We start from the raw sequence: 13152 nt of genomic DNA, 5'->3' as shown, positions 1-13152 counted from the left end.
AGGGCGGGGAGGGGGTGGGGATCGTTACGACAGGTCCTGGGACGCCGCCGGACGCGTGCGTACGGCGACCAGGGCGAACAGGGTGGCGAGCAGGGAGCAGGCACCGACCAGCGGCCAGACGAGCGAGCCGAACCGCAGGAAGAGCCAGGTGCCGGCCATCGGCCCGAGGGCGGAGCCCAGGCCGAAGACGAACTGGAAGCTGCCGATGTAGCGCGAGCGCAGCGGCTCGGGTCCGGCGCCCGCCGGGTAGGCGAAGACGGCGGGTCCGCCGAGGATCTCCCCCAGGGACCAGATCAGGGTGCCGATGACCACGGCGGCGGGCCCGATCGGCAGTCCGTAGCAGGCGACTCCGGCCCCGACGAGGGCGAAGCCCAGGCCGATGGTGATCTTCAGGGGCCAGCGCTGGGAGACCTTGGTGACCAGCAGTTCGAAGGCGATGACGATGACGCCGTTGAGCGCGACCGCGAAGGTGTACCAGAAGAGCGCGATGTGGGCGTCCTTCAGGGACAGCGGGAGGGTGGACAGGTACTGCATGTAGACGGCCGAGTGGAAGAAGGCCGCGACGAGGTAGAGCAGGTAGCGGCGGTCGCGCAGGACCGCGCCGTAGCCGCCGGTGGGGGCGGCCCCGCCGGCGGCCCGGTCCGCGGCCTCGGGGGTACGGGCCCGGTTCCGGGCGGGCAGGGTGGCCCGGGCGACGAGCGCGTAGGCCAGGGCGAGGGCGGCCTCGCCCCAGAACAGCAGGGTGTAGGTCTGGCCGCCGGCGTGGTAGAGGGCGTAGCCGAGCAGCGGGGCGGCGGTCGCCCCGACGTTGAGGCCGAAGCGGTACATCGCGAAGATCATGACCTGCCGGTCGCCGTCGGTCTGCTCGGCGAGCAGGGTGGCCGAGGCGGGGCGGAACAGCTGGGCGCCCAGGCTGACGAGGGCGATGGCGCCGAGCAGCGGCGTGAAGCCGGGCAGGTAGAGGAGGGCGGCGGTGAGCACGGCGGTGCTGCTCATGGACAGGACGGTGGCGCCGCGGATGCCGAGCCGGTCGGCGAGGGTGCCGCCGGCCAGGGAGCCGGCGACGGCCCCGGCCCCGTAGACGCCCAGCGCGATGACGGTGCGGCCCTTCGAGTAGCCCTGGGAGGTGAGGAAGAGGACGAGGAAGACCTGGAGGAAGCCGCTGAGCCGGTTGACGAGCACCCCGGCCAGTACGGTCTTCACCGCGCGCGGGGCCTCCTTGAAGGTCACCCACACCCCGGGGGCGGGCGCGGCCGGGGCCGCGGGCTCCGGGGCGGCTTCGGCGGGGCGGACGTCAGTGCTCACCGGCGGCCTCCCCCGGCTCGGTGACGATGGTGACGGCGGCCCGCACGGCGCGCTCCAGCTCGTCGAGGTCCTCGGGGGTCGGGGCGTCGATGAGGAAGGTCACCGCCCGGTCCTCGGAGCTGGCGAGCGGGCGCAGCCGGGCCCCGGCCTCCTGGAGGACGAGGAGCGCGCGCAGCGCGGCCGGGTCCGCGGGCCGTCCGGGCGGCCACTCGGGCCACATGCCGGCCTCGCCGACCCAGAGCGGGCGTACGCCGGGCCAGTCGAGGGTGACGTCGGCGAGGACGCCGGGGGTGTGGTCCAGGTAGACCTGGCGGGCGAAGCGGCGCGGGGCCGGGTAGGCGGCGCTCTCCCCGAGGGCGATCTTGATGATCTCGGGTTCCATCGGGTGTCCGGTGGCCAGGTGGTAGAGGGCGAGCAGGCCGTCGCCGGGGGTGCGGGCGGCGACCTCCATCAGGCAGGGCCGGCCGTCGGCGCCGACGCGCCATTCGGCGTGGGCGATGCCGTCGCGGAAGCCGAGGGCGTCCAGCATCCGCCGGTTGGCGTCGAGCAGGGCCGCGTCCGCGTCGCCCGGGGCGCTGGGGACGGAGTGGGCCAGCTCCACGAAGGTGCGGGCGCCGGACTCGGTGGTCTCCTTGCGGGTGACGGAGGTGAAGACGGGCTCGCCGTGCTGGACGAGGGACTCGACCGAGTACTCCTGGCCGGTGGCCTTCTCCTCGATCAGTACGGTCTCGTGGGCGGGGTACTCGGCCAGCAGGACGCGCATCGCGGCGGCGTCCTCGACGGCGACCACGCCCGAACTGGAGTGGCGGGTGGCGGGTTTGGCGACGACCGGGTAGGTCAGCGCGCCCAGGTCGGCGTCCTCGCGTCCGCCGGGCGGCACCACCAGGCAGGCGGGGCCGAAGGCGTCGAGGTACCAGCGCTGGAGGTACTTGCTGCGGCACACGCGGGTGGCGCGCGGTCCGGGACCGCGCAGGCCGAGCGCGTCGCAGAGCAGGCCGGTCTGCTCGACGAGGGTCTCGCCGACGGCGTACGCGCCGCGCACGTCGTAGCGGCCGTGCCAGGCGCGGGCCCGGGCGGCGAAGCCGGGGGTGAAGGAGCCTTCGAGGTCGAGGGAGCCGTCGACGTAGGCGATCTCGTCGATCAGGGCGGCCGGGTGCTCGGGGTCCTTGCGGGCGGTCTCGGCGGCCTCGCGGTTGCTCTCGGGGGTGATGAGGAGGATCTTCAGGCCGCGGGCGGCGAGTTCCTCCAGGTAGCGGGGGTTGCGGCAGACGACCCGGAAGGCGCCGGTGAGGACGAAGGCCCCGGGGAGCGGGCGGGGGGCGGCGGGCCGGGCCGGGGGCGCGGTCGGGTCGGTCATGCCGGGACTCCTGAGGGGGTGGAGGAGGTTTCTTCGCGGGTGCCGCCCAGGCCGTGGGCGGCGAGGAAGGTGAGCCACCGGGTGGTTTCCCGGGGGGTCTCGGCGGCCCGGTTGAGTCCGGCGGGCAGCGCGCCGGCCAGGATCCGGGTGACGCCGTAGGCGACGGGGAGGCTGACGCAGCGGGCCATCGCGGACTCGTCGGCGTCGCCGGTGAGGTCCAGCAGGTGGGAGCCGCGCCAGCGGGTCCCGGCGGCGGTGCGCAGTTCCAGGGAGACGGACAGCACGACGCGGTCGCGGTCGGCGGGGGTGGTGGGGTAGCGGGCGGCGAGGGCGGCGGCCAGCGCGCGGACGGCCTCGGGGTCGCCGGTGGAGACGGTGTCGAAGACCTCCTTCCAGGCGGTGCGCCAGCCCGCGTTGCGCAGGGTGCCGCGGACGAAGGTGGCGAGCTGCCACTGGTCGGGCATGCCGTACTGGGCGACGAAGGGGAGGCTGTCGCGGTTGGGGTAGACCTCGAACTCCTCGCCCGCCAGGGTCAGCGGCCGGGTGGCCTCCCAGGGGCGGGCGGCGGTCCGCTCGGCTCCGGCGTCGATGTGCCGGGCCGGGGAGCCGAGGGCCGCGAGGACCCCGTACGGGGCCCAGCTGAAGCGGTAGCGGAAGGAGTTGGGGACCGCCGGGACCCCTCCGCAGTAGGAGGTGAACGCGGCGGTGGCCGGGGCCGGGCCGATGGCCTCGCGGGCCCGGGCGACGAGGTCGTGGGCCATCAGGTGGTCGATGCCGGGGTCGAGTCCGGCTTCGGTGAGGACGACGGTGCGGCTCGCCGCGGCGGCCTCGGCGGCCAGGGCGGCCAGTTCCGGGGAGACGTAGCTGGTGCAGGCGAAGTGGGCGCCCCGCTCGGTCGCCAGCCGCAGCAGCGGGGCGTGTTCGGCGGCCGGGAGCATGGAGACGAGGACGTCTCCGGGGCCCACCCCGGCCGCCAGGGCGGCCGGGGTGAGGGCGCGGACTTCCGCGCGGTCCGCCAGGCCGTGGGCGGCCAGGCGGGCGGCGGCGCGCTCGGCGGTGCGGTCCCACAGGACCACCCGGCGGGCGCGCTCGCAGACGAGGGAGAGGCCGGAGCGGCCGGTGGACAGGCCGGTGCCTATCCAGTGGACGGTGCCGGACGCCGGGGCCGCGCCGGGCGCGGACGGGTTAGCGGACAAGGGGGGCCTCCTGGGCTTCGACTGCCGTCCGGTAGGTGGTCAGGGCGCGGTCCCAGACGCCGTCCCGCCCGGCCAGCCGCGCCAGGTGCGGGGCGAGTTCGGCGGAGAAGGCGGTGCTGGCCTCGACGGGGAGGAGGGAGGGGAGGTTGTCGATGGCGATGAGGTCGAGGCGGGGCGCCTCGGCGCGCAGGGTGCGGACGGGTTCGGTCCAGGTGGTGGTCTCGTCGTAGACGGGCAGGACGTTGCAGTCGGAGGTGACGTCGCAGGTGACGTCACTCAGCACGGACAGGCGCCGGGCCGGGTCGTCGAGGTCGGCCTTGGTCAGGAAGGGCGCCACGGGGGTGGTGGTCAGGACGGTGTTGACCATCAGGTCGTGGCCGAGCAGGGCGGCCCGGTCCAGGGAGCGGGTCTCGGGGAGGTCCCAGCGGGTGGGCGCGAGTCCGGCCCGCTCCAGCGCATCGCAGGCGCCGCGGCCGCTGCGCCCGAGCGCGCCGACGACCAGGGCGGTGGTGGGGTCGTCGACGGTGGCGCCCGAGGCGAGGAGGGCGTCGAGGCGGGCGCGGTCGGTGGGGCGCAGCGGGGTGGTGAGGGCGCCGCGGTGGTGCAGGACGGCGAGGGCGGCGCCGACGTAGCCGGCCCAGTAGCCGAAGGCGGCGACGCGGCGGCCCGTTTCGTCGGTGAGGTACTCCAGGTCGAGGAGGGCGCCGCCGCCCGCGGTGAAGCGGGCGAGCAGTTCGCCGGCGCCGGCCTGGCCCTTGTAGGCGTGGGCGAAGTAGATGTGACGGTGGCGCAGGGCGGGGGCGTCCGCTCCGGAGGGGAGTTCCTTGAGGCCGAGGACGTGGGCCTCGTCGGGGGCCTGCTCGTGCCAGGAGGCGGTGGCGGCGGTGGCGCAGCCCGCGGCGGCGTACTCGGCGAGGGGGAAGGCGCGCTGGTCCGACTCCTCGACGGTGATCCGGACGCCGGCCTCGACGAGGCGGGCGGCGTCCTCGGGGGTGAGGGGGGCACGCCGCTCGGTGGGGCGGGCCTCGTGGCGCATCCAGAGGTGAATCGTGTCCGACATGGTGCGGTTTGTCCCGTCTGAAGGCATAGGGGTGGGAGACCCCCGGCCTGATCGCGGTTGCGGGGGCGGCGTCCTGGAGGTGCCTGCGCGCTAGAGGTGCGGGATCCGGGCGTTCGCCAGAGGGCGATAGGCGGGGGTCGCGGTGGTGGTCAAGCCTGCCGTGCGCAGTTCGGTGACGACGGCGGTCGCGAGGGCCACCGCGAGCTCCTCGCCCGGGCAGCGGTGGGCCGCCGCGCCGAAGGTGAAGATCACGGGATTCACCCGGCCGGGGAGCAGGGTGTGGGGGTCGGGGTTGACGGCGGGGTCCCGGTTGGCGGCGGCGAGCACCACCAGCAGCTGCTGCCCGGGCTCCACCGTGGAGCCGGCGTGGGTGAAGGTCCCGGCCGCGAACCGGCGGGTGTTCTGGACGGGGGCGTCGTGGCGGACCACCTCGCGCACCAGCGCTCCCGTGTCGGGGGCGGCCGCGCCCCGGGCGAGGGCGACCAGGGTGTTGCCGATGAGCCCGGCGGTGGCGTCGTAGGTCTGCGAGAGGAAACCGATGGCGTTGGCGAGCAGGGGTCCGAGCTCCACCCAGCCGTCCCGGTCGGCGGCCCGCACCAGCTCGGCGAGCAGCCCCCGCGCGGGACCGGATCCGGCGGGGGTGGATCCGGCGGGGGCGGGGGCGGCCGCGGCCGCGTCCAGCCCGGGGCCGAGCAGGGCCCGCAGCCGGACGGCGGCCGCCGCGGCCGCCGCGTGGTCGGCCGGGGTGGCGGTGGCCGGGATGCAGCGGACGAAGTCGCCGATCGCCCGGGCCGCCTCGCGGTCGGCCCCGTCCGCCAGCCCGCAGAGCACCGCGACCACCCGGGCCGGAACCCCGAACATCAGCTCCTCGTAAGGGACTTCACCCCCCGCGGCGAGCGCCTCACGGGTGAAGCGGGCCGCCAGCGCGGCCGCGTAAGCGGTGTCGGCGCGGGCCAGGGCCCCCGCGACGACCCCCTTCAGGCGGGCGGCCGCCGCGCCGTCCGTCATCCGCACCAGCCGGCCGAACACCTCCCCGGCCACCGTGCCGTCGATGCCCGCCGGAACGGGCTGCGCCACCGGCCGCACCCGCAGCACGGCGCTGCCGAGCACCGCGCGCACCGCCGCCGCGTCCGCGGCCACCCACGCCCCGAGCGCCTCGTCGAAGGCGAAGGGGCGCTCGGCCACCAGGCGCGCGTAGAAGGGATAGGGGTCGGCGAGGCGGACGGCCTCGACGGGGGTGACGGTGGTGGTGCTCACGAAGACTCCTTGCTGAACGGGCGCTACGGGCGGGGCGGTTGGAGCGGCGGGCGGTCGGGCGGTCGGGCGGCGGGAGGCCGGGCGGCGGGGGGTCAGGCGGCCGTCACCCGGGCCGCCCTGCGCATGTCGAGGGAGCCCGCGATGGCCATCCGCAGCACCTCCGAGGTGCCCTCGTAGATGCGCAGGGAGCGGATCTGCCGGTACAGCCGCTCGGTGACCGACCCCTGCACGATGCCCGCCGCGCCGAGCAGCTGCACGGCGGAGTCGACCACCCCCTGGGCGGCCTCGGTGGCGTGCACCTTGGCGATGTTGGAGTGCCGGGCGAAACGGCGGCTGCCCCGGTCGGTCTCCCAGGCGGCCCGGGCCACCAGCAGCGCGGCCGCGTTCAGCTGCACCTCCATGTCCGCCAGCGAGGCCTTGACCAGCTGGAGGTCGAACAGCGTGGCCCCGTACGCCTCCCGCCCCAGGACGTGGGCGAGCGCGGTGTCGAAGGCCCGCCGGGCGAAGCCGAGCGCGGCGGCGCCGACCGTCGTGCGGAACCGCTCCAGCAGGTCGACGGCGATCACGAACCCCTTGCCCGGCCGGCCGAGCAGCGCGTCCGCGGGCAGCCGGCAGCCCTCGAAGGACAGGTGCGCGAAGGAGCGCGGGGCGATGGCGTCCACCCGCTCCACCCGCAGCCCGGGCGTCCCGCGCGGCACCAGGAAGGCCGACAGCCCCAGCGGTCCGGGGCCCTGGCCGGTGCGCGCGATCACCACGAACACGTCGGCGATGGTCCCGTTCGCGATCCACGCCTTGCGCCCGTCGAGCACGTACGAGCCGTCCGCCGGGTCCCTGACCGCCGCCAGCCCCACCGAGGCCACGTCCGAACCGGCCTCCTTCTCGGAGACCGCGAAGGCCCCGATCAGGGTTCCGGCGGCCATCCCCGGCAGGTAGCGGCGGCGCTGCGCCTCGCTGCCGAAGCGCAGCAGCGGGGTCGCGGCCAGCGCCTGGATGGAGAAGGCGAAGTCGGCCAGGTCCTCGGCGTACGCGAGGGCCTCGCGGCGCAGGCACACGGCCCGGAAGTCGTCCACCGGCGCGCCCCTCGGGTCGAGTTCGGCGAGCCAGCCGGCCGCGCCGAGGGCGCGCACGAGACGGCGTCCGGCGGCGTCCGGGTCGAGGGTGCGGATCTCCTCCCACAGCACCCGGTTGCTGTCGCACCAGGCCCCGGCCGACTCGGCGAGCCGGCGGTGGGAGTCCTCGTAGAAGGGCAGGGCGATGACCTCGGGGTCGAAGCTCGTCGTCAGTTCCATCGTCCGGCTCCTCAGATGACCAGGTCGGCGGGGGCGTCGGTGGCGCCGGCGGGGGCGGCCGGGTTAGCGGTGGCTTGGGCGGCGGTCTGGGCGGTGGCCTGGGCGGCGGCCGCCTCGGCGCGGACCCGCTTGACCAGGCCGTGCTCGACGAAGTGGGCGAAGGAGGCGTAGCCGCGCCAGATCCGGCGCCACTCGCGCTGCACCGCCTCCTCGCCGGAGCCGCGCCGCACGTCGTCCAGGTAGGCCACGACGATGTCGGCGGACTGACGGGCGTGCCCGGCCGAGAAGTTGTCGATGGACAGGTGGGCCTCTTCGTAGGAGACGTCGAGGCCGTGCCGGCGCAGCTTCTGGATCTCGTGCAGCCGCATCGCGCCCAGACCGAACATCTCGATGCCCAGGTTGTAGCCGAGGATCTCGTTGTAGAGGCTGTCGGGGAACAGCGACAGGCACATCTGGTGGATGGAGAAGCCGTACAGGTGGTCCGGCAGGTCGCCCTGGTGCAGGAACGCCTCCTGCCGGATGTGCGGCAGGTCCATGTCCATGCTGGCGAGCACCTTGTGGATGATCGTGATGTGGTTCTTGTCCATGTCGCCGCGGCCCATCTCGTCCGCGTAGATGGAGAAGAGCAGGTCGTCGCTGCGCCGGCCGCGGCGGCCGAGGTTGCCGATCCGGTGCGCCCAGGTGCCGTCGATGAGGCTGCCGAGCGCGTACGTGGACTGCTCGAAGACCACCTCGTCGCGGGAGGGGATCTCGGTCAGCGGCTCGTACGGGTCCACGAGCTTGTCCCAGTAGATCCGCTCGACCCGCTCCATCAGCGCCTCGGGCGTGTACGGGAACCAGCTGGCGTCGGTCAGGACCCCGCCGGCCCCGTGCTCGAAGAGCAGTTCGGCGTCGGCGAGCCCGGCCTCGGCCCGGGCCCGGGCCTGCGGCAGCACGTTCGGGTGGCGCTCGAAGTTGACCAGGCGGTGGAAGAAGCGGCGGTGGTCGCGGGTGCCCTCGGGCTCGCGCACCAGCAGGCCGGCGGGCTCGACGGTGGCGAGCCGGCCGCTCCAGGCCCGGGCCGGCTCGTCGCCCGCGGTGCTGGGCACCAGGTCCGGGCCGGCGGGCTCGCCGGCGGCGACGGCCGCCGCCCACTCGGCGAGGACGGCCGCCTCCCGCTCGTCGAAGATGCCGAACATCGGGCCGCCGAACTTGATGGACTTCAGGAAGCGGCAGGGGCCGCCGTCGCGGGCGGGCCGGATCTGCCGGGCCGTGCGGAACTCCCGTACGAAGGCGGCCGCGTCGAGCCGCTCGTCGTCGAGCCAGTCGGTGAGCTTGCGGGTGCCCAGGCGCACCGCGCGGTGCTGGCGGCCGGCGTGCGGGGCGTGCCGCTCGACGATCCGCGCGACCTTGGCGTCCAGCGACAGTCCGTCGTACCAGCCGGCGAGCTCGGCGAGGGCGGCGGTGTGCTCGCGCTCCAGGCGCACGAGGAGGCGTACGGCGGCCAGCGCGCGGCGGCGGTCCTCGGCCCCGGTGGGGGACTGCGCGGTGAAGGCCAGGTAGTCGGCGAGCAGGGGGCGTACGTCGCTCTCGGCGAGCATCGGCTCGATGCCGAGCAGGAGGTCGTCGAGGCCGAGGGCGTGGGCGGCGTAGTGGACGCCGACGACCTCGGGGAGGAAGGAGGCCGGAAGCCGGGACAGGGCCAGGTGGAAGGCACCGTGCAGGGCGGTCAGCGGCCGGGCGCCGGTCTCGTCGAGGAAGGCGGCGGCCTCCACGCCGGGCAGGAAGACCCCGGCGCCGATCAGGGCCCGGCGGCGGCGGCCGAGCATTCCGGCCTCGGCGGTGCCCTCGCCCTGGAGGAGCCAGTGCTGGCCGAAGAGCCGGCCCACGATCTCGGCGGGCTGGGTCGCGGCCTGGGAGAGGGTGTCCAGCCAGCAGCCGCCGGTCAGCGCGAGGGGGGCGCGCTGGCGCAGTACGGCGGTGCGCACCTCGGGGTCGGGGTGGTCGCGCAACGGGGCCAGCACGGCGGCGAGTTCGGCGCGGGCGGCCAGCACCTGGGCGGCGACGGCCTCGGCCTCGGCCTCGGCGGTGGCTTCGGCGGGGGCGTGGGCGGTCGCGCCCGATCCGGCGGGCCGGGGCAGGTCCGGGTCCTCGGACTCGGGAGCCAGGAAGGCGGCGAGGACCCGGCGGGCGGCGACCAGGACTCCCTCGCTCTCCTGGTCGGCGAGCAGCCGCCGGAACAGCCCGGCGGGGGGCAGCCCGGCGATCCGCGCACCCTCGGTGGCGCCGGCCGGGGAGGCCTCGAAGGGGCCGGAGGGCAGCGAGGTGGTCAGGTCGGGCAGCGCGTGGGCGGGGGCGTAGAACCCGCGCGCCATGTCGAGGGAGGTCTCCTCGCCGGGGGTGAGGTGGGCGCTCATGTCAGCGCTCCCCCTGCCGGTCGGCGGTGGCGGCGGTGGCGGTGGCGGCGGTGGCGGTGCCTTCGGCGGCGGCGCCGGCTTCGGCGGGGTGCGGCAGGCGGCGCAGCAGGACGGCGATCCGTACGCCCGGGACGCTGGAGGCGAGCAGGTAGTGGCCGCGGGGCCGCAGCTCGCCGGCGTCCTGGCGGTCGACCAGGTTGATCAGCGGGTCGGCGGCGAAGCAGTGGCCCACGCGCGGGATGTTGTCGAGGTAGAGCTGCTCGCGGGTGAAGCCCGCCTGGCGCTCCTTGAGGACGACGAGCGGCTTGTAGAGGTTGGGGTGCAGCACCCCCTGGATGTCGCCGATCTTCATCCCGGTGTCCTCCAGGATCTGCCGGTTGACCTCGCGGGCGAGGTCGGAGCTGATCTCGTTCGACCAGTCGAGCCCCGCCGGGTCCTGCGCCGTCGCGCCCGCGACGATCTCGTAGGCGTCCGGGCCGAGCGGGTCGGCGCTGATCAGGCAGGAGGCGGCGCCGTCGCTGAAGAGGGCGAAGTTCTCCATGCGGACGGACTCGTCGGTGACCCGGTCGGTGGTGACGACCAGGACCCGGCGGTGCATGCCGGCGGCGACGTACGCCTGACCGGTGCGGATGCCGGCCAGCAGGTTGGCGCAGCGGCCGAGGGTGAGGCCGGTGAAGGCGGCGGCGCCGAGGCCGGTGGCGGCCAGCACGTTCTCCACGAACGTGCCGTGGGTGCGCGGGCCGCCCGGGAAGCGGGTGGAGCACACGATGAGGCAGTCCACGTCCGCCGGGGCGGCGCCCGCGCCGTCGAGGGTGGCGCGGGCGGTCTCGGCGGCGAGGGCCTCCAGGGACTTGGCGGTGCGGTGGACCGTGCCCCAGCCCCACAGTCCGGCACGGGCAGGCATGCCGAACCGGCGGGCCCGCTCCGGCAGGGCTTCGACCGTGGTGTGGTCGGCGGGGAGTTCCCCCAGCACGTAGCGGGGCGCGGACAGGTGGACGGCGGTGGCCGCGGGTGACGCGGGGGCGGCGGGTGACGCGTACGGAAGGCTCACGGTGCCGGATCGCTCTCTCGGTCGGCGGGCGGGGCGGACGGGGCGGGGGCGGCGGGGGCCAGGAGCTCGTTGGCGTCGGCGTACGGGAGGGCGTCGAGGCCGAAGTCGAAGCTGCCGGACTCCGTGATCTCGCGGGCGGCCCGGACGAGGGCGCCGAGGGCGGCCCGGGACAGGGCCGAGCCGGTGCTGACGCGGCGTACGCCGAGGTCCCCGAGGTCGGCGACGGACAGCTTCAGGGCGCCGGTCATCAGGACGTTGACGGGGCGGCCGACGGCGGAGCAGACGGCGCGGATGGAGTCGGCGTCCGGCAGGCCCGGGGCGTAGAGCACGTCGGCGCCGGCGGCTTCGTACGCCCGCAGGCGGCGGATGGTGTCGTCGAGGTCGGGCAGTCCCTGGAAGAAGTTCTCGGCGCGGGCGGTGACGGTGAAGGGGAAGTCGAGCCCCTTCGCCGCCTCCACGGCGGCCGCGACCCGTTCCACGGCCTCGTCGAGCGGGCGCACCGGGTCCGCGTCGCGGCCGGTGGAGTCCTCGACGGAGCCGCCGACCAGACCGGCGGCGGCCGCCAGCCGGATGGTCTCGGCGACGTCCTCGGGGCGCTCTCCGAAGCCGCTCTCCAGGTCGGCCGTGACGGGCAGCCCGGTGGCGTCGACGATGGCGGCCGCGTTGGCGAGGATCTCGGCGCGGCTGAGCTGGTTGGCGCCGTCGGGGCGGCCGAGGCTGTGGGCCAGTCCGGCGCCGGTGGTGGCGAGGGCGGCGAAGCCGAAGGAGGCCAGGACGCGGGCGGTTCCGGCGTCCCAGGGGTTCGGGACGACGAAGGGGCGGGGGCCTTCGTGCAGGTCGCGGAAGGCGATGGCGCGCCGCAGCCGGGCGGCCGTGTCGGTGCTGCTGTTCATGGGTTCCTCGCAGGTGCAGGGGTGCGTCGGCCGGTGGATCAGATCAGCTCAACGTACTCATCTCCGCTGCGGGCCGGGCCCGTTGCCGCGCTCGCCAGGTCCGCTGCCGCGCTCGCCGGGCCCGTTGCCGCGCTCGTCGCCGCGCGGGCCAGGGCGCCCAGGACGGCGGTGACGGAGTGCGGCCGCTCCTCGAAGTAGAAGTGGCCGCCCGGCACCCAGTACTGGTCGGGCTCGGCGGCGCACTCGTCGGCCCAGGGGCCGAGCGCGGCGGGGCTGACGTGCGGGTCCTCGGTGCCGTTGACCAGGGTGAGCGGAACGGTGAGCGGGGCGGCCGCGCCGTGGCGGTAGCGGTACCCGGCGACCATCCGGAAGTCCGCCAGCAGGTGCGGCAGGAGGAGTTCCCGCACCGCGTCGTCCTCCAGCACCTCGGGGGGCAGTCCGCCGAAGAACCGGACGGCCTCGGCGAAGGCGCGGCCCTCCAGAGCGGCGGCCTCGACCACGCGCGGGGTGGGCAGCAGGGAGGGTGCGGAGCAGCCGGAGGCGACGAGGCCGGCGAAGCCGCGTACGCCGTCGAGCCGGCGGGCGACCTCGAAGGCGAGGGCGGCGCCGAAGCTGTGGCCGAAGAGGAGGAAGGGCCGGTCCGCGGCGGCGCCCCGGCCGATGGCGGTGGCGGCGCCGTCGGCCAGCTCGGTCAGCGAGGCGGGGGCCGGTTCGCGGAAGCGGTGGCCACGGCCGGGCGGGCAGACGGCGAGGATCCGCGCGTCGCGCTCCAGGGCGGGCTGCCAGCCGAGGAAGGTCCGGGGGTTCCCGCCGGCGTGCGGGAAGCAGTAGACGCGGGCGGCGGGGTCGGGAGCCGCTGCGACGGGGTCGGGGCCGGCCGCGGTCTCGGAGGTCAGGAACCAGGGGGAGGCAACCACGAGGATCAGCCATTCCTTTGCCGGGCGGTCGGTGGCGGGAGGTGAAGCAGTGCAGGACGGGGCTCTGGTGGAGGATCAGTTCCAGCCAACGTCGTTGGTGGAGGTGGGCGTGGGGGCCGGGGTGGTGCCGGGCTGCGGGTTGTTCCAGCCGACGTCGCCTGCGTCACCCGCCACGACGTGCGGGTTCGCGTTGTTCCAGCCGACGTCGCCGAGGCGCAGGTGGCTCACGGAACCGGCCGGGGAGCCCCCCTGGACGGCGAGGCCGGTGACCGCGGTCCCCAGGCCGATCGCGATGCCCGCCGAGGCGAGTACCATGCGGCCGCGGATTCCCGAAACGCGGCCGGCCCGACGAGTCACCATGTGGTTCTTCCCCATTTTTCCCAGTCCCCTCAAGTCGTTTCGCGTTCGGCCATTCCAGGAACGCCAAACCG

The 13152-nt window shown here is 75.6% G+C and carries 11 protein-coding genes; all 11 read right to left on the bottom strand.

Features of this window, described 5'->3' with window-relative positions; genetic code table 11:
• Window positions 1-24: 24 nt before the first annotated feature.
• Window positions 25-1305 (bottom strand): MFS transporter, encoded by a 1281-nt coding sequence (locus tag ACFYYT_RS32480; protein WP_351825094.1) that lies wholly within the window; start codon window positions 1303-1305, stop codon window positions 25-27.
• Complete coding sequence (locus tag ACFYYT_RS32475) at window positions 1295-2662, bottom strand: ATP-grasp domain-containing protein (RefSeq protein WP_351825091.1); 1368 nt, start codon at window positions 2660-2662, stop codon at window positions 1295-1297. The genes ACFYYT_RS32480 and ACFYYT_RS32475 overlap by 11 nt, the downstream gene beginning before the upstream one ends.
• Window positions 2659-3858, bottom strand: coding sequence for a saccharopine dehydrogenase C-terminal domain-containing protein (locus ACFYYT_RS32470; protein WP_351825088.1), 1200 nt, complete (start codon window positions 3856-3858; stop codon window positions 2659-2661). Before ACFYYT_RS32470 ends, ACFYYT_RS32475 begins: the two co-directional genes overlap by 4 nt.
• The gene (locus ACFYYT_RS32465) at window positions 3848-4918 is read right to left on the bottom strand and encodes a saccharopine dehydrogenase (RefSeq protein ID WP_351825085.1); all 1071 of its coding nucleotides are present in this window, start codon (window positions 4916-4918) and stop codon (window positions 3848-3850) included. The genes ACFYYT_RS32470 and ACFYYT_RS32465 overlap by 11 nt, the downstream gene beginning before the upstream one ends.
• 90 nt (window positions 4919-5008) lie before the next feature.
• Window positions 5009-6175 (bottom strand): hypothetical protein, encoded by a 1167-nt coding sequence (locus ACFYYT_RS32460; protein WP_351825082.1) that lies wholly within the window; start codon window positions 6173-6175, stop codon window positions 5009-5011.
• 92 nt (window positions 6176-6267) lie between these two features.
• Window positions 6268-7464 (bottom strand): acyl-CoA dehydrogenase family protein, encoded by a 1197-nt coding sequence (locus ACFYYT_RS32455; RefSeq protein ID WP_351825079.1) that lies wholly within the window; start codon window positions 7462-7464, stop codon window positions 6268-6270.
• Window positions 7465-7475: 11 nt separating this feature from the next.
• Window positions 7476-9860: an iron-containing redox enzyme family protein gene (locus tag ACFYYT_RS32450; protein ID WP_351825076.1), complete on the bottom strand. Its 2385-nt coding sequence runs from the start codon at window positions 9858-9860 to the stop codon at window positions 7476-7478.
• A 1-nt stretch (window position 9861) separates the two neighbouring features.
• Window positions 9862-10911 carry a 3-oxoacyl-ACP synthase gene (locus ACFYYT_RS32445; RefSeq protein WP_351825073.1) on the bottom strand — a complete coding sequence of 350 codons (1050 nt, stop codon included), beginning with the start codon at window positions 10909-10911 and terminating at the stop codon, window positions 9862-9864.
• Entirely contained in the window at window positions 10908-11804 is an 897-nt protein-coding gene (locus ACFYYT_RS32440; RefSeq protein WP_351825070.1) for an isocitrate lyase/phosphoenolpyruvate mutase family protein, read from the bottom strand. Before ACFYYT_RS32440 ends, ACFYYT_RS32445 begins: the two co-directional genes overlap by 4 nt.
• Before the next feature lie 38 nt (window positions 11805-11842).
• Window positions 11843-12721, bottom strand: coding sequence for an alpha/beta fold hydrolase (locus tag ACFYYT_RS32435; protein WP_351825068.1), 879 nt, complete (start codon window positions 12719-12721; stop codon window positions 11843-11845).
• Window positions 12722-12796: 75 nt separating this feature from the next.
• The gene (locus ACFYYT_RS32430; protein WP_351825065.1) at window positions 12797-13036 is read right to left on the bottom strand and encodes a hypothetical protein; all 240 of its coding nucleotides are present in this window, start codon (window positions 13034-13036) and stop codon (window positions 12797-12799) included.
• Window positions 13037-13152 lie beyond the last annotated feature (116 nt).

The organism is Streptomyces sp. NPDC002032 (assembly GCF_042890765.1).
GTDB lineage: Bacteria > Actinomycetota > Actinomycetes > Streptomycetales > Streptomycetaceae > Streptomyces.
The sequence above is the reverse complement of the archived record's forward strand: the minus strand, read 5'-3'. Positions and strand labels throughout refer to the sequence as shown.